The 17,767-nt window shown below is 54.6% G+C and carries 16 protein-coding genes; 4 read left to right on the top strand and 12 right to left on the bottom strand.

Translation table 11 applies throughout. The annotated features are described in order from the left end of the window. Positions 1–7 precede the first annotated feature (7 nt). Genes KE531_15210 through KE531_15195 form a run of 4 tightly spaced genes read right to left on the bottom strand, consistent with a single transcriptional unit; the run spans position 8 to position 4,516 of the window. On the bottom strand, positions 8–445 hold the full coding sequence (locus tag KE531_15210) for an NfeD family protein (protein MBR9954939.1): 438 nt from the start codon (positions 443–445) through the stop codon (positions 8–10). After that, a complete protein-coding gene (locus KE531_15205) occupies positions 442–1,254 on the bottom strand; it encodes an RNA methyltransferase (GenBank protein ID MBR9954938.1) in 813 nt (270 codons plus the stop codon). The genes KE531_15210 and KE531_15205 overlap by 4 nt, the downstream gene beginning before the upstream one ends. A gap of 1 nt (position 1,255) precedes the next feature. Beyond that, a complete protein-coding gene (locus KE531_15200) occupies positions 1,256–3,181 on the bottom strand; it encodes an NAD(+) synthase (GenBank protein MBR9954937.1) in 1,926 nt (641 codons plus the stop codon). Positions 3,182–3,196: 15 nt separating this feature from the next. Continuing rightward, the gene (locus KE531_15195; protein MBR9954936.1) at positions 3,197–4,516 is read right to left on the bottom strand and encodes an MATE family efflux transporter; all 1,320 of its coding nucleotides are present in this window, start codon (positions 4,514–4,516) and stop codon (positions 3,197–3,199) included. 222 nt (positions 4,517–4,738) lie between these two features. Between KE531_15195 and KE531_15190 the strand changes: the two genes are divergently transcribed. The 3 genes from KE531_15190 to KE531_15180 all read left to right on the top strand — a co-directional run bounded on the left by KE531_15190 (position 4,739) and on the right by KE531_15180 (position 8,075). Beyond that, entirely contained in the window at positions 4,739–5,464 is a 726-nt protein-coding gene (locus tag KE531_15190; protein ID MBR9954935.1) for a tRNA threonylcarbamoyladenosine dehydratase, read from the top strand. A 323-nt stretch (positions 5,465–5,787) separates the two neighbouring features. Further along, positions 5,788–7,197, top strand: coding sequence for a spore germination protein (locus tag KE531_15185; GenBank protein MBR9954934.1), 1,410 nt, complete (start codon positions 5,788–5,790; stop codon positions 7,195–7,197). Between the two features lie 113 nt (positions 7,198–7,310). Continuing rightward, positions 7,311–8,075 carry a creatininase family protein gene (locus KE531_15180; protein ID MBR9954933.1) on the top strand — a complete coding sequence of 255 codons (765 nt, stop codon included), beginning with the start codon at positions 7,311–7,313 and terminating at the stop codon, positions 8,073–8,075. A 408-nt stretch (positions 8,076–8,483) separates the two neighbouring features. Here the strand turns inward: KE531_15180 and KE531_15175 are convergent, their stop codons facing one another. Beyond that, positions 8,484–9,365 carry a PHP domain-containing protein gene (locus KE531_15175; protein ID MBR9954932.1) on the bottom strand — a complete coding sequence of 294 codons (882 nt, stop codon included), beginning with the start codon at positions 9,363–9,365 and terminating at the stop codon, positions 8,484–8,486. A gap of 150 nt (positions 9,366–9,515) precedes the next feature. Between KE531_15175 and KE531_15170 the strand changes: the two genes are divergently transcribed. Next, positions 9,516–10,418 (top strand): helix-turn-helix transcriptional regulator, encoded by a 903-nt coding sequence (locus tag KE531_15170; protein ID MBR9954931.1) that lies wholly within the window; start codon positions 9,516–9,518, stop codon positions 10,416–10,418. Positions 10,419–10,430: 12 nt separating this feature from the next. Here the strand turns inward: KE531_15170 and KE531_15165 are convergent, their stop codons facing one another. The 7 genes from KE531_15165 to KE531_15135 form a co-directional block, all read right to left on the bottom strand. Then, on the bottom strand, positions 10,431–11,984 hold the full coding sequence (locus tag KE531_15165) for an ABC-F family ATP-binding cassette domain-containing protein (protein MBR9954930.1): 1,554 nt from the start codon (positions 11,982–11,984) through the stop codon (positions 10,431–10,433). Positions 11,985–12,016: 32 nt separating this feature from the next. After that, positions 12,017–12,928 carry an AEC family transporter gene (locus KE531_15160; protein MBR9954929.1) on the bottom strand — a complete coding sequence of 304 codons (912 nt, stop codon included), beginning with the start codon at positions 12,926–12,928 and terminating at the stop codon, positions 12,017–12,019. Between the two features lie 97 nt (positions 12,929–13,025). Continuing rightward, positions 13,026–14,480: an IMP dehydrogenase gene (gene guaB / locus KE531_15155; protein MBR9954928.1), complete on the bottom strand. Its 1,455-nt coding sequence runs from the start codon at positions 14,478–14,480 to the stop codon at positions 13,026–13,028. A 148-nt stretch (positions 14,481–14,628) separates the two neighbouring features. Continuing rightward, positions 14,629–15,696, bottom strand: a complete 1,068-nt coding sequence (locus tag KE531_15150; GenBank protein ID MBR9954927.1) for an aminotransferase class I/II-fold pyridoxal phosphate-dependent enzyme — start codon at positions 15,694–15,696, stop codon at positions 14,629–14,631. Then, complete coding sequence (locus KE531_15145; GenBank protein MBR9954926.1) at positions 15,693–16,106, bottom strand: bifunctional adenosylcobinamide kinase/adenosylcobinamide-phosphate guanylyltransferase; 414 nt, start codon at positions 16,104–16,106, stop codon at positions 15,693–15,695. Before KE531_15145 ends, KE531_15150 begins: the two co-directional genes overlap by 4 nt. After that, a complete protein-coding gene (locus tag KE531_15140) occupies positions 16,103–16,642 on the bottom strand; it encodes a bifunctional adenosylcobinamide kinase/adenosylcobinamide-phosphate guanylyltransferase (protein ID MBR9954925.1) in 540 nt (179 codons plus the stop codon). The genes KE531_15145 and KE531_15140 overlap by 4 nt, the downstream gene beginning before the upstream one ends. Next, entirely contained in the window at positions 16,639–17,742 is a 1,104-nt protein-coding gene (locus KE531_15135; protein ID MBR9954924.1) for a cobalt-precorrin 5A hydrolase, read from the bottom strand. Before KE531_15135 ends, KE531_15140 begins: the two co-directional genes overlap by 4 nt. Positions 17,743–17,767 lie beyond the last annotated feature (25 nt).

Below are 17,767 nucleotides of genomic sequence, written 5' to 3'. Positions count from 1 at the left end.
TTACCTCCTATCCCTCTTTCACTCTCTCAACAATCAGCTTCACACCGCGGATTTCCTTCACAACAACGGTTTCCCCTTCCGGAATGACCTGGGCATCGTCCGCCGACCTGGCGGTCCACTCCTGGCCGTTTAAGACGGCCGCCCCGGCAGAAATCCCGTTGTTGATTTCCGAAGTTACCCTGGCTTTTTTCCCTACCAGGCTCTCCGCATTTGTTTTTATGGTTCCCTTGTTTATGAACCTTGCGGCAAAGGGCCGCGTAAAGATCAAAAGCACAAAGGAAACCGCCAGAAACACGACGAGCTGCGCGTTCACCGGCTGGCCTGCCAGGGCCATGAAAAACGCCGCCAGGGCGCCGCCGGCAAACCAGATGGTGGTAAGCGCCATCGTCATCACTTCGATCCCGATCAGGATCACAAAAACAATCAGCCAGCCTATCGCCGTCATACGCTCACTCCTTTGTCTGTCGAAAGCCGCCTCTGCCTTGCGGCCTCAAACATCAGAACCGAGGCCGCCACTGCCGCATTGAGCGACTCCACCTTACCGGCCATGGGGATCTTCACCCAGGCATCAGCCGTCTGCGAAAGCGCATCGCTCAGGCCGTTCCCTTCGTTCCCGATGAGAAAGCCGGTATTACCAGTATAATCTTCCTGCTCATAATTATTCCTGCCCTTTAAATGGGCTGCATACAGCCTGACGCCGCGTTTTTTCATCTCCGCGCATGCTTCCAGGATGTCCTCTGTGTAAAGAAACGGGACACGGAGCGCAGAACCCATGGTGGAGCGGATCACCTTGGGATTATAGATGTCCACCGTATCCCGGCTCATGATGACGCCGGTGATTCCCGCTCCCTCACCGGCCCGGACGATGGTGCCCAGGTTCCCCGGGTCCTGGAGGCTTTCCAGGATCATAAGATGGGCCGCCCCGCCTCTAGGGAACATGTCGTCAAACGTATAGGCGTACTGGCGGACGATTGCCAGAACACCCTGCGGCGTCCTCGTATCGGCCATGGATGCGAAAACGGAATCGCTCACCTCTTCCGTCCGGCAGCCCTCAAACTGCTTAAGGAAACGGCTCCCGTCACTGCCCTTTAAAAAGCTTTCCGAAAGGAACAGCCGCTCCACCCGCTCCTTCGGGATTTCCTGGCAAAGCCTTGTGCCCTCGGCCACAAAAAGCCCTTCTTCGTTCCGCGTCTTCGCCTTTTTTAAAAGCTCTGCCGCATGCTTTACCTGTTCATTTTTTGTGCTTGTAATCATGCTATGCTTCCTTCGGCTTTATTGTTTCCAGTTCGTCCATCCACACGCGCCTTGCCGCGTCGCTCGGCATCCTTAAATCGCCTCTCGGCGATACGGCCACGGAACCCACCTTCGGCCCGTCCGGCAGGCAGGAACGCTTAAACTGCTGGGAAAAGAACCGGCGGTAGAAGGTGTTTAGCCACTTATAGATTACCTCAGGGCTGTACTGGCCTTCAAATGCAATTTTTGCCAGGCGGAAAATCTTTCCCGGCCGGTATCCCAGACGAAGAATATAATAGAGGAAGAAATCGTGAAGCTCATAGGGCCCCACAAGATCCTCTGTTTTCTGGGAGATTTTTCCGTCCTCCGGCGGGAGAAGCTCCGGGCTCACCGGCGTATCCAGGATGTCCAGAAGCACTGCGCGAAGCTCTGCGTCCCCGCAGGTATCGGCGTAGTAGCGGACGAGATGGCGCACCAGCGTCTTCGGCACCGAGGCGTTGACGCCGTACATGGACATGTGGTCGCCGTTATAGGTGGCCCACCCAAGCGCCAGCTCCGACATGTCGCCGGTTCCGATCACCAGGCCGCCCGTCTTGTTGGAAAGATCCATAAGCACCTGCGTCCTCTCCCTGGCCTGGGAATTTTCGTAAGTCACATCATGGTCATTCATGGAATGGCCGATATCCTTAAAATGGATGGTGACAGCCTCTTTTATGTTGACCTCTCTAAGCTCTGCGCCGAGCTTTTTCGTAAGAAGGCAGGCATTGTGGTACGTCCTGTCCGTCGTCCCGAAGCAGGGCATCGTCACCGACAAAATATTTTCCCGCGGGATCTTTAACATGTCAAAAGCCCTGGCCGTCACGAGAAGGGCTAACGTGGAATCCAGGCCGCCGGAAATTCCCACGACCGCATGGGCCGCCCCGGTATGGGCCAGACGCTTTTTAAGGCCCATGGCCTGAATCGTCAGAATCTCCTCGCACCGCTCTGCCCGCTCGCCTTCATCGGAAGGCACAAAGGGCGCCGGATCAATATAGCGGTTCAGGGAAAGCTCCTCGCATGCCAGCTCAAACTCCGCCTGCACATAGCCGGCCGGTTCCTCCGGCTCAAAGGTCGTCATCCGCCGCCTCTCATTTTTAATCCGCTCCAGATCCAGGTCGGCGTATATAACGCCGCCGGAAAACCGCTTCGAGGAAGCCAGAATCGTCCCGTCCTCGGCAATCAGGTTGTGGCCGCCGAACACCAGATCCTGAGTGGATTCCCCCTCGCCGGCGTTGGCGTAAATATAGCCGCAGACAAGCCTTGCCGACTGGCCGGAAATCAGGCTGTTCCGGTAGGCATGCTTTCCCGTTGTCTCATCGCTGGCCGAACAGTTGGCAATGACTGTGGCGCCGGCCTTTGCGTGGGAAATGCTCGGCGGATCCATGACCCAGACATCCTCGCAGATCTCCGCCGCAAGGATAAGCCCCGGGACATTCCTGCATGGAAACAGGATGCGGCTCCCAAAGGGCACCCGTTCTCCCCGCCACTCAATAAACTCCGGCACGTCGTTTCCCGGCTTAAAATGGCGGAGCTCATAAAATTCCGAATAATTGGGCAGATATTTCTTCGGAACGACTCCGAGAAGCTTTCCGCCCTTTATGACAGCCGCCGCGTTATAAAGCTTTCCGCCCTTTTCCCATGGAAGCCCCACAAAAAATACCATGTCCATGTCTTTCGTGAAGTCCACAAGGGTCTCAAACTCCCTTTTTACCGCCAAAAGCAGGCTGTCCTGAAGAAACAAATCGCCGCAGGTGTATGCCGTCAGGCAAAGCTCCGGGAACACCATGACTTTGGCCCCGGCCTTTTCTCCCTCTTTCATCAGCCTGCATACCGCTTCCCGGTTGAACACCGGGTCGGCAACCTTCACCTCCGGCGTGGCCGCAGCCACCCGCAGAAATCCGTCTTTCATATCGCACTCCTCTTTTTATTCTTCTTCTGGAAGCCATTTTCCCCGCCATGCATAAAGAATATCCATGGTTGCCGTGCTGGCCCAGGTGATCGGGTAGCAAAGCAGGACTGCCTCGTAGCTCGGGAAAAACGGCACGAAAAGGTTAATATAAATCATACGCAGGATACACATGTTCCCCACGGAGATCATCATGGAAACAAACGTCTTTCCGGCGCCGCGCATGGTGCCCATTAAAACCTGGTGGATCGGGATCGCCATGTAAAACGGGATCACGAGCCGCATGGTCAGGGTACCGTACCGCACCACCTCCGGCTCTTCGCTGAAGATCGCCGTCAGCACCGGTGCAAAAATGTAAAGCAGGATACAGGCAGCGCCGGCATAAAGGAAACAGATCACCAGATTCTGAAGCATACCTTTTTTCACACGGTCGTACCGCTTCGCGCCGATGTTCTGTCCCGTGAACGTGGTGGCCGCCAGGCAGAAGCTCTGCATCGGAAGCTGTGCAAAGCCCTCGATTTTCAGGTAAGAACCGAAACCGGCCATGGCCATGGCGCCGTAGGCGTTGATGTTGGCCTGGACGATGACGTTGGACAGCGAGATGATGGACTGCTGGACCCCGGCCGGAAGCCCCTGGGTCATAATCATCTTCACCATAAGCGGATGGAGCCTCAGCTTCTTAAAATCCAGCCGGTAAATATCCTCGGTCCTCGTGAGCGCCCAGAGAGCCAGACACATGGAAAGGCACTGGGAGGCGACCGTTGCGATGGCGACGCCTTCTACGCCCATGCCGAACAGCACCACAAGGGCCACGTCCAGGACGATATTTGTAATGGACGAGGCACAGAGATAATAGAGCGGGCGCCTGGAATCCCCCACGGCCCGCAGGATGCCGGCCGCCATGTTGTAGGTTAAGTTAAACAAGGAGCCGCAGAAAAAGATTCGGAAATAGATAACGGAGTTTACCATGACCTCCTCGGGCGTCCCCATGAGCCGCAGAATAAACGGCGAAAAGAGGATTCCCACAAAGATCAGGATCACGCCGCCGATCATGCACAGGGTGATGGCCGTGTGAACGGCCTGCTGCATCTTTTTCTCCGCCTTTGCCCCGTAATACTGGGAAATTACGACGCCGGCGCCGGTGGAAATTCCCATGAACATGCCGATAATCAGGTTGATTAACGAGTTGCTGGAGCTGACGGCCGCCAACGCCTCACTTCCGATGAACTGGCCCACGACGATGGAGTCCACCGTATTGTAAAGCTGCTGGAGCAGGTTTCCCAAAAGTAACGGCACGGCAAAGCCGATGAGCTGCCTCCAGATCACGCCGTCTGTCATCATGGTTGCTTTCTTTTTCTGTTGTTCCCCCAAAATCATCTTCCTCCCGTTTCTGCCCGGAACGTCCCCCAACGTCCGGACGCAGTCTTACGCCTCTGTTTTTTCTGAAACCGGGACGCTTTTTCTCCATTATACACGGTTTTGCAAAAAAAGGGAAGATATGTTAGAATAATGAAAGATTCCGGCAGGCAGACGCCGCCGGATGGAAATGGAGACTCATGGATGAACAGAGAAATTTTTACAAGAACGATTCAGATTTTAGGCGAGGACGGCTTTCTGCGCCTTCAAAACGCTTCTGTGGCCGTTTTCGGGCTCGGAGGCGTCGGCTCCCACTGCGCCGAAGCCCTGGCAAGGAGCGGAATCGGGGCGCTTTTCCTCGTGGATGCCGACCAGGTGGCCCCCTCCAATATCAACCGCCAGAGCATTGCCCTTTTAAGCACCGTAGGGCGGAAAAAAACAGAGGTCATGAAGGAAAAGCTTTCCGACATCAGCCCCTCCTGTCAGGTCACGGTGAGCGACGCCTTCGTACTCCCGGAAAACCTGAACGAAGTCTTTGCTTCTTTTCCCGGGAAGCCGGACTACATCATCGATGCCATCGACACGGTGAGCGCCAAGCTGGCTCTGGCCGTCTATGCCAAGGAAAACGGACTCCGTCTGATTTCCTCCATGGGGACGGGCAACAAGCTGCACCCGGAGCTTTTTAAAATCGCCGACATTTACGAGACAAACGTCTGCCCCCTCTGCCGCGTCATGAGGCGGGAGTTAAAAAAGCGGGAGATTGCGTCCTTAAAAGTCCTCTATTCCGAGGAAATCCCAAGGACGCCTGACATCCCAGGAGAGCTTAAAAACACAGGCCGGCCAGCACCAGCAAGCATCGCCTTTGTCCCGCCGGTGGCCGGGCTTCTCATTGCCGGCGAGGTGATCCGCGAGCTTTCCGGCGTTTCGTAATTCACGTCTTCTCCGCCAGGCATGTTCCTCTGCACGAGGCACACCCGCAAGGCAAAAGGCTGCATTCCCCCAATGAATGCAGCCTTTCTTCACGTACAATACCTCACCTTATACAGTTTCACGAAATTGATACCCCTTCAACTTCATTACATTGTGTAATATAGCAGATTTTTCCCGTTTTGTCAACGGATTATCTCGTAAAATATGCACAAACAGAATATAGTAAATTCACTGACAGCCCGTGGCGGCGCCTGCATAATCTTTCATGCTTTGGGGCATATTAGAGGACAAAACATCTGCATCATATGCCGAAAGGATGAAATATGAAGATTTCCTCAGATATCAAACAGAACATGGAACATTTTCACAGCCTCTTTGACGTGTCCAAAAACTTCGACATCGTCTATCATACCATCGAAATCGGCGGGAAACAGGCCTGCCTGTATTTCGTGGACGGCTTCACAAAGGACGAGGTGCTTTTGCGGCTCATGCAGGGCTTCGCCTCCATAAAGCCTGCGGACATGCCCGAAAATGCCCATGATTTTTCCAAACAGTATGTGAGCTACGGCGAAACAGGGCTTCTCTCCGAGGACAGCCAGATTGCCGTCCAGCTTCTCTCCGGCCTCACCTGCCTGTTTATCGACGGGTACGGCCAGTGCATCACCATCGACTGCCGCACCTACCCGGCCCGCGGCGTCACAGAACCGGACAAAGACAAGGTGCTGCGCGGTTCCAGGGACGGTTTTGTGGAGACGTTAATTTTCAACACGGCCTTGATCCGCCGCCGCATCCGCGATACGAATTTCACCGTGGAAATCCTGTCGGCCGGCGACAGCTCCCACACGGATATCGCCGTCTGCTATATGAAAAAACGGGTGGACGAAAAGCTGCTTTCCACCATCAAGGAGCGGATTGAAAAGCTCCATGTGGACGCCCTCACCATGAACCAGGAGAGCCTGGCCGAGTGCCTGTTCCCCTATAAATGGTACAATCCTTTCCCGAAATTCCGTTTTTCCGAGCGGCCTGACACGGCGGCTGCGTCCATTTTGGAAGGCAGCATCGTAATCCTTGTGGACACCTCTCCGGCCTGCATGATCCTGCCCTCGTCCGTCTTTGACATCATTGAAGAAGCCGACGACTATTATTTTCCGCCGGTCACAGGAACGTACCTTCGCCTGTCCCGCATGACCGTAAGCCTTCTCACCCTGTTTCTGACGCCGGTCTGGCTTTTGCTCATGCAGAATCCCCACTGGATCCCCGACTGGCTCCAGTTTATCCTGCTGGCCGACGAGATCCATGTGCCGTTAATTTTCCAGCTCTTGATCCTGGAATTTGCCATCGACGGCCTGCGGCTGGCTGCCGTCAATACGCCGAGCATGCTGACGACGCCTTTAAGCGTCATTGCCGGTATCGTCCTCGGTGAATACTCGGTGAAATCCGGCTGGTTCAACAGCGAAACCATGCTCTACATGGCCTTTGTGACGATTGCCAACTACTCCCAGGCAAGCTTTGAGCTCGGCTACGCCTTAAAATTCATGCGCGTGATCCTGCTGGTTCTGACTTCCCTGTTGAACCTCTGGGGCTTTCTCATCGGCACGGCCCTCGCCGTCCTTGCCGTCGTCTTCAACAAGACTATCGCCGGGAAGAGCTACATCTACCCTCTGATCCCGTTCTCCTGGTCGGAGTGCAAAAAACGGTTCTTCCGCGGCCGCCTTCCTCACGCAGAAAAGTAGCCAAAACCCATGGACTTTTGCACCTGGACATTGTATTCTATAAGAAATGAAAAAGGGCTGCGCTCTTTTGACGGCGCGGCCCGAAAACCACCTTGGAAAGGACGGAAAAGCGTATGTTTCTTGAACGGATTACATGGGTACAGGCAAAGGAATATTTTGAGAAAAACGACACGGTTATCATCCCGGTCGGCAGCACGGAAAACCACGGCTCGCAGCTTTCCCTTGGGACGGATTTTCTGATTCCCAGGAATTTATGCGAGCGGATGGAACCAAAGCTCTCCTGCCTGGTTGCGCCGACGGTTCCTTACGGCGTCGCGGATCAGCACACCAATTTTCCCGGCACCATCACCATCGGGGCTGACGGGCTCTACGACCTCTTAAACAGGATCACCGATCAGCTCTACGGCTTCGGCGCCCGGCACTTCGTCTTCTTAAACGGCCACGGCGGAAACACGCCCGTGCTCCAGAGGCTCTGCCTCGATCTGGATAAAAAAGGCGCCCTCGGCTGCATGTTAAACTGGTGGATCCTGGCCGGGGAATTAAATCCCGACTGGAAGGGCGGCCACGGCGGCGGGGAGGAGACGGCGGCCATGCTGGCAGTCGACCCGTCCTGCGTACATATGGAGTATTTCATGCCCTTTGAGCCCATAAACTTGAGCGATGACCTGACCTTTGGCGGTGCCTCCAACGTGAATTTTGGCGGCGTCTCCGTCCCGGTTCCCCGCCATGTGGACCGGTACTCCGCAAGCGGCTGGTACGGCCCGGATTCCCCAGAAAAAGCCACGAAAGAATGGGGTGAAGCCATGCTGGCGGCAACGGCGGACTTCTGCGCGGAATTTATAAAGAAGTTTATGGATGTGAAGATTGAAAGGGGATAAAACGGCGTTTTAGGAAAGAAGATCAGCATTTTAATGGTTGAATTTCATGAACCAATATGTTAGAATTTAAAGCAGAAAGCACTCATGACAGGAGTGGCGGCCTCTTTTTGGTGTACCCGCAAGGGAATACATAAGAAGGAGGTGGTGCGGATGACAGCTTATGAAACTGTTATGGTCGTATTAGGGATTCTGAGCCTGCTCGTATCCTTCAGCGGTCTGATTGTCGCACTTATTTCCTTTCTGAAAAAGTAAGTAAGAAAGTTAAGAAATAAAAAATGCCCACCCTGTCTAACCCCCAGGATGGGCGGTGTCCGTTAGGACGCTAATCACCTAAAGGGCATCCACTGTTGGAGTGGGTGCTTTCTTTTTATTATTATAATCGCTTTCTCTCTCTTTTTCAAGTGCTTTTCACGCTTTCTCCAAAAGGCGCTGAATTTCCCTCTCCATCTCTTCCTCCAAAAGCATACACCCATGCCCTCCGATAGCGACGGCCGGCTTGACCTTCCCATGGAAATCGCTGCCGCAGGTGAGGATCAGGCCGTGCGCCCTGGCATACGCCGCATAAAATTCCCGCTCTTTTTCGCCGTGATAGCTGCAAAAAGCCTCGATTCCGTCCAGCCCCAGCTCACGCATGGGCTCCAGCAGCTCTTCGCGTCCCTTTAAATTGTTTCCAGGGTGGGCAAGCACCGCCTTTCCGCCGTTTCTGTGGATGACGGAAAGCGTCTCTTCAAAGGACGGATACTCCATGGCCGCATGGCAGGGCTTTCCCTGGGAATAGTAGTCCCAGTAGAAATTCACATACGGGTTATCGCTCCGCTTCCCGCCGGGCCGGTACGGCAGAAGGAGCGGCGAATCCCGGTATTCCTCTTTGGCAAGCAGAAGCTTTCCAAAGGTCTCTCCGGCCCACACATGCTTCCAGTAGTTTCCGGCCGTCTCCTCATCCAGTTCCTCTTCCGTGAGGAAAAATCCAAGCGCTCTCGTCTTGTTTAGCCTTTCATGGGACGCCTTTTCACTCTGCTCTGCAATCCGTTCCTCGATCTTTGCAAAATCCTGGCTTTCATATCGGATCCCATAGCCAAGCACATGAAGGTCCGTCCCGCGAAACGTACAGTCAATCTCAACGGCCGGCACTGACCGGATCCCAGCCTCTTCGGCCGCCGAAAGAGCCGGCCCGCAGGCCTTCGTACAGTTGTGGTCGGCCACAGCCATCACCCGGATTCCTGCTTTTTTGCACAGGTTCACCAGCTCCTTTGGCGAATACTCCCCGTCGTCGCTGTAAAAAGAATGCATATGAAGGTCAAATGGCACCATAAGCTTCCCGCCTTTCCATGTTTTTCCGAAACATTTTTCATACAGAAAGAATACCGCCTTTTTCCAGTTGAAGCAACTAAATTTCCGCCCTATAATATAAAAATAACGACTGAAAGGAGGACTGATCCCATGGCCTTAAATTCCTGCGCCCTGAACCTTGATGGAGACCGCCGCGAACTTCTCCCCCGCGGGGACGCCTCGTTTCCCTGCGCCGGGTACCGGATGTCCCTTCAAAAGGCCGGAGACGCTGTCATTCCCTGGCACTGGCACCAGGAACCGGAATTTCTTTTTGTGGAACAGGGCTCCCTCCGTTTAAAGATGCCTGACGGCAGCCTGCGCTTAAAACAGGGGCAGGGCGCCTTCCTCAACTCCAACGTCCTTCACGGCGCAGAAGCAGAACATGCCTGCACGCTTCTCTCCCTGGTGTTCGATCCGCGCCTGATTTCCGGCCATCCGCAAAGCAGCATCGAGACGAAATATGTGAACCCATTGACTGCATGCCCGGCCGTAAAAGCCGTCCTTCTCGATCCCGCGGAAGACTGGGCCGCCGAAGCCATTTCCTGCTTTTTGCTGGCTTTTTCTGCCCTCGAAAACGATGCGCCCTGCCATGAATTCACCGTCCGGGAACAGCTTTCGGCCATCTGGAAAAATCTCTATCTCCGGTTCCGGCCCATTCTCCTTACGCCTGCCGGAAAGGAGCCGCCGGACGCCAGACGCATCCGGCAGATGATGCATTTTATACATGAACACTATATGGAACCCTTATCCCTTTCGGAAATTGCCGCCTCTGCGGGAATCGGCGAGCGGGAATGCCTGCGCTGTTTCAAGCGCAACATCGGGATTTCTCCTGGACAGTACCTCGTAAAGCACCGCATGGCAAAAGCGGCCGTTTTCCTCAAAGAAACCGACCGCTCCGTCACCGGAATCGCCGCCGACTGCGGCTTTGAAAGCCCCAGCAACTTTTCGCGCACCTTCCGAAAATATTATGATGCCACGCCGCTGGAATACAGACGGCAGGCGGGAAACCTTTAAATCCGCACTGGCTTAAATTTTAAGCGACCACTGGCTCATGTCCCAGACCTTCGATACCAGCCCTTCGTAAAACTCCGGCTCGTGGCAGATCAAAAGGACGGCGCCCTTATATTCCGAAAGCGCCTTCTTAAGTTCTGCCTTCGCATCCACATCCAGATGGTTGGTGGGCTCGTCTAACAGGAGCACGTTCGTCTCCCGGTTGATGAGCTTGCAGAGGCGCACCTTCGCCTGCTCGCCGCCGGATAAGACACGCACCTGGCTTTCGATGTTTTTCGTCGTCAGGCCGCACTTGGCAAGCGCCGCTCGCACCTGGTACTGGGTGTAGGACGGGAATTCCTTCCAGATCTCCTCGATGCAGGTAGTCGTATTCCCCGGCGCCATCTCCTGCTCAAAATAGCCGATGGCCAGATAATCGCCAAGCTCCACCGTACCGGACACCGACGGGATCATGCCGAGGATGCTCTTTAAAAGCGTCGTCTTCCCGATTCCGTTGGCTCCGGTGACGGCGATTTTCTCGCCCCGCTCCATGGCAAAATTGAGGGGCTTTGAGAGCGGCTCGTCATATCCGATCACCAGATCCTTCGTCTCAAACACCACCTTGCCCGTGGCCCTGGCATTCAGGAAGTGGAACTCCGGCTTCGGCTTCTCCTTTGCTAACTCGATGACCTCCATCTTATCCAGCTTCTTCTGCCTGGACATGGCCATGTTCCTGGTGGCCACACGGGCCTTGTTTCTCGCCACAAAATCCTGAAGCTCCGCAATCTCCTGCTGCTGGCGCTTGTAGGCCGCCTCAAGCTGGCTCTTCTTCATCTCATAGACCTCGAGGAATTTATCGTAATCGCCCACATACCGGTCGAGCCGCTGGTTCTCCATGTGATAAATCAGGTTGATGACGCTGTTTAAAAACGGGATGTCGTGGGAAATCAGGATGAACGCATTCTCATACTCCTGAAGATACCGCTTTAACCATTCAATGTGCTGGACATCCAGATAGTTGGTGGGCTCGTCTAAAAGCAGGATGTCCGGCTTCTCAAGGAGAAGCTTTCCAAGAAGCACCTTCGTCCTCTGGCCGCCGGAAAGCTCCGACACGTCCTTATCGAGGCCGATTTCATCGAGTCCGAAGGCATGGCCGATTTCCTCCACCTTCGCGTCAATCACATAAAAATCATGGGCCATCAGAAGATCCTGGATCGTGCCGAGCTCCTCCATCATGGCCGTCATTTCCTCTTCGCCTGCCGTCCCCATCTGGTCGCAGATGGCGTTCATCTTTTCCTCTAACTCAAACAGGAAGGAAAACGCGCTCTTTAAGACCTCACGGATCGTCATGCCCTTTTCCAGAACCGTATGCTGGTCAAGGTACCCGACGCGGACATTTTTTGCCCACTCCACCTTGCCCTCATCCGGCATAAGCTTCCCGGTAATGATGTTCATAAAGGTGGATTTTCCCTCCCCGTTGGCTCCGATCAGGCCGATGTGCTCGCCCTTTAAAAGCCGGAAGGACACATCCGTAAAAATGGCCCGGTCGCCGAAGCCGTGGGTCAGATGTTCTACATTCAAAATACTCATGAAAAAGCTCCTTTATCTTCGCATCGCTCCATCTACACGAGAAGCGTCATAAGCGGAATTGTTATAAAAGAAAAAAGCGTATTGGTAAGCAGGCATTTCGTCCCGTACACGGCGTCAGCCCCGTATTTTTCCGCGAGAAGCGCCGTCGTGCTGCCTGCCGGCATGGCTGTTAAAATCACGGCGCAGGCCGTCATCACCTCATCGCCGCCGCAAAGACGCATGAGCGCCAGAGCCAGAAGCGGCAAGGCAATGAGCCGCACGGCCGCCAAATACACGGTGCTCCAGTCCTTAAAGGATTTTAAGGTCAGGGCCGTCATCATGGTTCCGACGAGCATCATGGAAAGAGGCGTTGTGCTGTTTCCAAGGCCTGTAAGGGCGCTCTCAAGAAAAGCCGGCAGCGAAATCCCCGCCACGCTCCGGATAATCCCCAGGAACACGGCAATGATGCAGGGATTTAACAGGATCTTTTTAAAGGCCTGCTTTTTGTCCGACGTATCCGAAAAAATGGAGATGCCGGCTGTCCACATGAAAATCCGGTTGGGGATGATAAACACCGTCGCCAAAAGAAGCCCCTCATCCCCGAGAACCGAGGAAATAATCGGAAGCCCCAGAAACGCGGCGTTGTTCACCAGCGTCGCATACTGGAGAATACTCCTTTTTTCAAAGGGATACATGCAGTAAATCCATTTTCCCGCCAGCCAGGCGGCCGCACAGACTAAAACAGCCACCAGAAGGCAGAGAGACGCCTTAAGAAGCACCTCCGACGTGAGCTTCGTGTTGAACGACTGGAAAATCATGCAGGGAAGCGTCACTCGCAGCACGAAATCCGTCATTTTCGACTGGGTGTGCCTGTCCACAATGTTCCGTTTGCTGCAATAAAAGCCGACGCCCATGTAAAGAATCAGAATGAGCTGCGTCGACAGCATCTTCATAAAATTATCCATCTTTTCCCCCTTGGCCCAAACCGGCCTCCAACGCAGACAGGCCGCCGCGGCGACAGTCGGTCCCGTCCGCCCGCGGCAGCCTGTTATTCGTCTTGTCTTATTCGTCCATGCTGTAATTGGGAGCCTCTTTCGTGATATGGATATCATGGGGATGGCTCTCTTTTAAGGCAGCAGCCGTAATCTTGATGAAGTGGCTGTTCTCCTGAAGCTCTTTGATGTTGTGTGCGCCGCAGTAGCCCATACCGGCACGGAGGCCGCCGAGCATCTGGAACACCGTATCTTCAACATAGCCCTTGTATGCAACGCGTCCCTCAACGCCTTCCGGAACCAGCTTCTTCGCATCCGTCTGGAAATAGCGGTCCTTGCTTCCGTTTTCCATGGCGGCGATGGAGCCCATGCCGCGGTAAACCTTGTACTTTCTTCCCTGGAACAGCTCGTAAGTTCCCGGGCTCTCGTCGCAGCCTGCAAACAGGCTTCCCATCATGCAGACGCTTCCGCCTGCGGCCAGGGCCTTCGTAACGTCTCCCGAATACTTGATTCCGCCGTCTGCGATGATCGGGATCCCGTACTCTTTGGCAACCTCATAGCAGTCCATGACAGCCGTGATCTGCGGAACGCCGATGCCGGCCACCACGCGGGTCGTACAGATGGAACCCGGCCCGATACCGACCTTTACGGCATCCACACCGGCCTCGATTAAAGCCTTTGTGGCCTCGCCCGTCGCAACATTTCCTGCGATTACCTGAAGCTCCGGATATTTCTCCTTAATCATCTTCACGCAGCGGATGACGTTTGCGGAATGGCCATGGGCAGAGTCAAGGACAATCACGTCCACCTTCGCATTCACAAGCGCCTCCACGCGCTCTAAGACGTTTGCCGTAATGCCGACAGCAGCGCCGCAGAGAAGTCTTCCCTGTGCGTCTTTTGCGGAATTCGGGTACTTGATCTGTTTCTCAATATCCTTGATGGTAATTAAGCCTTTTAAGTTAAAATCGTCGTCGACAATCGGAAGCTTCTCCACTCTTGCCTTCGCAAGCATCTTCTTGGCTTCCATCATCGTGATGCCTTCCTTTGCCGTCACAAGATTCTCAGAAGTCATACACTCCTTAATCTTCTTCGAGTAGTCCTCCTCGAATTTCAGGTCGCGGTTCGTAATGATGCCGACTAACTTCCGTCCCTCGGTAATCGGAACGCCGGAAATACGGAATTTCGCCATCAGCTCGTCTGCGTCCTTCAGTGTATGCTCCGGGGATAAATAAAATGGGTCTGTGATGACACCGTTCTCAGAACGCTTTACCTTGTCGACCTCTTCGGCCTGCGCCTCAATCGACATGTTTTTGTGAATAATACCGATGCCGCCCTGTCTTGCCATTGCAATCGCCATGCGGTGTTCTGTAACGGTATCCATTCCTGCACTCATAAAAGGAATGTTCAGTTTTACTGTTTTCGTCAGGTATGTAGAAACATCGACCTGATTCGGAATTACTTCGGAATACGCCGGGACTAACAGCACGTCATCAAAAGTAATGCCGTCTCCAATAATCTTACCCATTCAGGTTCCCTCTCTTTCTTTTGACTGTAAATGAGTTCTCACACTTCTCCTGTTGCTGCTCAGAAGTATTTTATAGAGTATAACAGCTTTGTCCGTTTTCTGCAACCACCGGGCCGAAATAATTTTCAACAAGATTTTATTAAAATTTCTAATAAAGGCTGTCAATCATTTCCAGAAATCTCCCGTTTTTCTCCCTGGAACCGACAGAAACCCGGTAAAACTGCCCGTCAAGGCCGCGGTAATTGGCACAGCTCCTTATTAAAATGCCGCCGGCCAGGCACTCCTCGTAGAGCTTTCCGTCCCCCCGCCCCGGGATATCCTCAAAAAACAGATAGTCGGCCGCCCCGTCATATACGAAAAAGCCGCGCTTTTTAAGCTCCTCAGAAAAATACGGCCGCTCCTTTAAAAGGAACTCCCGTGTCTTCTTAAGGAAAGCTTCCCGTTCAGGCCCGAAAGCCGCCGCTCCGGCCGCCTGCGCCGTCACAGAGACGCTCCAGGGCTGCCTCGCGGCTTCCATCCGCTCCCTCACGGCCGCATCCGAAAGAAACCCGTATCCCAGGCGGATTCCCGGCACTGCAAAGGTCTTCGTGATGGCCTGGAGAACAAGAAGCCCCTTTTTCCCGGCACGGACGCGGTCTAACACCGAATGCCGTTCCGGTTCCATGACAAATTCCAGGAAGCACTCATCCACCACGGCAAAGATGCCGCGCGTTTCGCAGAAATCCAGAATTTTCCCCATCTCTGCCCTTTCCGTAAGCACCCCCGTGGGATTGGCCGGATTGCAAAGGAATATCATCTCCGGCTTTTTTTCCTCCAAAAACGAAAGGAACCTGTCTGCCGGAAGATGGAAACCATCCTCTTTCTTTAACAGGAAAAAGTCCGCCGGCACATCAAAAGCCGCAAGGGCCGTCTCGTATTCCAGAAACGACGGCGCCGTTATGACGGCACGCTTCGGCCTCAGCGCATGAACTGCCAGGAAAATCAGCTCTGCCGCCCCATTCCCAAATATAAGCGTATCTTCTGAAACACGGTACCATGCGTCCGCCGCCGACCGAAGCTTCCGGCACCTGGTGTCCGGGTAACGGCTCACGTCATCAAGGCTTGATGTCATGGCCTTTTTTATGAAATCCGGCGTCCCAAGGGGATTGATGTTGACGGAAAAATCCAGGACGACGCCGCGATTCCCGTACACGTCCCCGCCATGCTTTGCAATCATTTGTCCTCTCCTTTTAGCTTCATTGGAATCCCGCAGATCACCCGGTAAACCTCGCGGGAATGCCCGGCCAGAAACTGGCAGGCCTCGCCGGAAAGATCCCGCCACAGCCTGTCCGCCGGGTCAATGGGGACAATGCCGCAGCCAAGTTCCCGGCAAATAACGATGGCCTCCGGATTTTCCTTTAAAAGCCGCCGCAAAAAGGATTCTGTCTTCTCCCTGGCCGCTTCGGCGCTCTCCTCTTTTGCAAATTCCCGGATATACTCCTCGAGCCGGTTCACCACCGGCCGCTTCATCACTGCTTCAAAATCCGGGACATAGCTGCATTCTGCCGGGCGGCCACAGTTTTCTTCATAAAGGCGCAGCGCAAAGGAACGCTTTCCCTGGCACGCACCGCCGACAATCAGGATCACGGCTCATTTCTCCTTTCTGCACGCTTTAAAAAGACCGGGATCCCGCAGACCACCTCCACGGCCTCATCGGCAAGCGCTGCGATGTCCCTGTTTAACCTTCCCAGTCTCTCCATATACTCCTTCGTCTCTTCCGAGTACGTCTCCCCGTCGGAAAACACCTCGTTCGTCACCACAACAAGGTTCGCGGCCTCCCTGCGTATCTTAAGAATCCCGTCTAAAATCCGCTGTTCCGGCGTCCCGCTCACTGCCTCTTTATCTTCCCGGTACATTTCGTTGGCCGTCAGGTTGGAAAGGCACTCCAAAAGCACGTCCTTTCCCTGAATCCCGTCAAGTTTTTTGAGATCCAGCGGGCATTCCACTGTGACAAACTGCTTCTTTTCCCGCATCTTCCGATGCCTTTTGATCCGCTCCCTGCACTCCGCGTCCCAGGGGATCATCGTCGCCGCGTACACCCGCTCCCCGCCGAATTCCATCAGCCGGTTTTCCGCCCACCGGGATTTCCCGCTGGCGCTTGCCCCGGTCACCAGGAGCATCATAACAGGCCTCCTTCCGGCTCTCCGAAAAGCTCCGGGCAAAAGTACGCCGCCGCCACGGTCACTCCGTTTCCCGCCCATTTCCGGAACAACAGGCGGCTGTTTTTCGAGACCTCCATGCAGGCCGCCATGGCCGCCCGCTCGCAGACGTTTCCGATGCCTGTCGTCTGACGGACAAAGGCCGAATCCGTGTAGATGCCGGGCACCTCCAAAAGCTCTTCCCGGGAGTATGTAAGGAACGGGATCCCGAGCTCCCTGGAAAGCTCCTTAATTCCGGCTTCTTCCTTCTTAATGTCGATGCTGGAAAAGACGCAGATGCTTCTCATGTCCAGCCGGTTCTTTTCCATGGCCTCCGAAAGCGCCTCCCTGATTCTCTCCTTATTTGTCCCGCGTCGGCAGCCGATGCCCACGGCCACGCAGGAGGGGATCAGCCGCAGCATCCGGTCGCTGGAAAACAGCCGTCCCTTCTTTTTGCTGATGGTGATCCAGATGTTGTGCCGGCACATGGTATTGGAAAAAAGCCCCTCAGGAACGGCGCCGCCCGGCGGGAAATCGCAGAAAAGCCCCACCGGCTCCCCGGCCAAAAGGTCGGCGGAAATGCTCTTCGCCGTGGCGATTTCGTCGATGACGAGGCCTTTTTTCCTGGCAAAGACGTCCACGGAAAATTTTTTATTGATATCCGTCGCCGTCGTCACCACCGGCTGTGCCCCCAGCGCCCGGGCCGCCGTCACTGCCAGCTCATTGGCGCCGCCGATATGCCCGGAGAGAATCGGGATTACAAAATTTCCGCCCTCATCCGTCACCAGAACGGCCGGATCCGTCTGCTTATCCTTTACAAACGGCGCAATGGCGCGGACGGCGATCCCGGCAGCGCCCACAAAAACAAGGGCATCCGCCTTCGGAAACCACTCGCCGGCCCATGGCACAAGGCCGCCCGCCCGGACGGCTGAAAAGCTGATCTCGTGATCCTTCGCCGCCGCCTGAAGAGCATACGTTCCAAGCACAAAAGGCATCGTCTGATGGCCCGCAGCAGAAAACGCACGCACCAGCCGCTTTTCAGTTTTAAACCCGTTTTCCGTAAAACAAATGAGTGTAATCTTCAATTTCCGGCTCCCGTCGTTTTTTCTT

The sequence above is a fragment of the Eubacteriaceae bacterium Marseille-Q4139 genome (assembly GCA_018223415.1).
In the GTDB taxonomy this organism is placed as follows: Bacteria; Bacillota; Clostridia; order Lachnospirales; family Lachnospiraceae; genus CABSIM01.
This window is presented reverse-complemented; position numbering and strand designations above follow the sequence as displayed.

Bases quoted from the DNA above. Each gene is read 5' to 3' on its own strand.
- KE531_15210 (MBR9954939.1), bottom strand. From the start codon at position 445: ATGACGGCGATAGGCTGGCTGATTGTTTTTGTGATCCTGATCGGGATC.
- KE531_15205 (MBR9954938.1), bottom strand. From the start codon at position 1,254: ATGATTACAAGCACAAAAAATGAACAGGTAAAGCATGCGGCAGAGCTT.
- KE531_15200 (MBR9954937.1), bottom strand. From the start codon at position 3,181: ATGAAAGACGGATTTCTGCGGGTGGCTGCGGCCACGCCGGAGGTGAAG.
- KE531_15195 (MBR9954936.1), bottom strand. From the start codon at position 4,516: ATGACAGACGGCGTGATCTGGAGGCAGCTCATCGGCTTTGCCGTGCCG.
- KE531_15190 (MBR9954935.1), top strand. From the start codon at position 4,739: ATGAACAGAGAAATTTTTACAAGAACGATTCAGATTTTAGGCGAGGAC.
- KE531_15185 (MBR9954934.1), top strand. From the start codon at position 5,788: ATGAAGATTTCCTCAGATATCAAACAGAACATGGAACATTTTCACAGC.
- KE531_15180 (MBR9954933.1), top strand. From the start codon at position 7,311: ATGTTTCTTGAACGGATTACATGGGTACAGGCAAAGGAATATTTTGAG.
- KE531_15175 (MBR9954932.1), bottom strand. From the start codon at position 9,365: ATGCATTCTTTTTACAGCGACGACGGGGAGTATTCGCCAAAGGAGCTG.
- KE531_15170 (MBR9954931.1), top strand. From the start codon at position 9,516: ATGGCCTTAAATTCCTGCGCCCTGAACCTTGATGGAGACCGCCGCGAA.
- KE531_15165 (MBR9954930.1), bottom strand. From the start codon at position 11,984: ATGAGTATTTTGAATGTAGAACATCTGACCCACGGCTTCGGCGACCGG.
- KE531_15160 (MBR9954929.1), bottom strand. From the start codon at position 12,928: ATGGATAATTTTATGAAGATGCTGTCGACGCAGCTCATTCTGATTCTT.
- guaB (MBR9954928.1), bottom strand. From the start codon at position 14,480: ATGGGTAAGATTATTGGAGACGGCATTACTTTTGATGACGTGCTGTTA.
- KE531_15150 (MBR9954927.1), bottom strand. From the start codon at position 15,696: ATGATTGCAAAGCATGGCGGGGACGTGTACGGGAATCGCGGCGTCGTC.
- KE531_15140 (MBR9954925.1), bottom strand. From the start codon at position 16,642: ATGATGCTCCTGGTGACCGGGGCAAGCGCCAGCGGGAAATCCCGGTGG.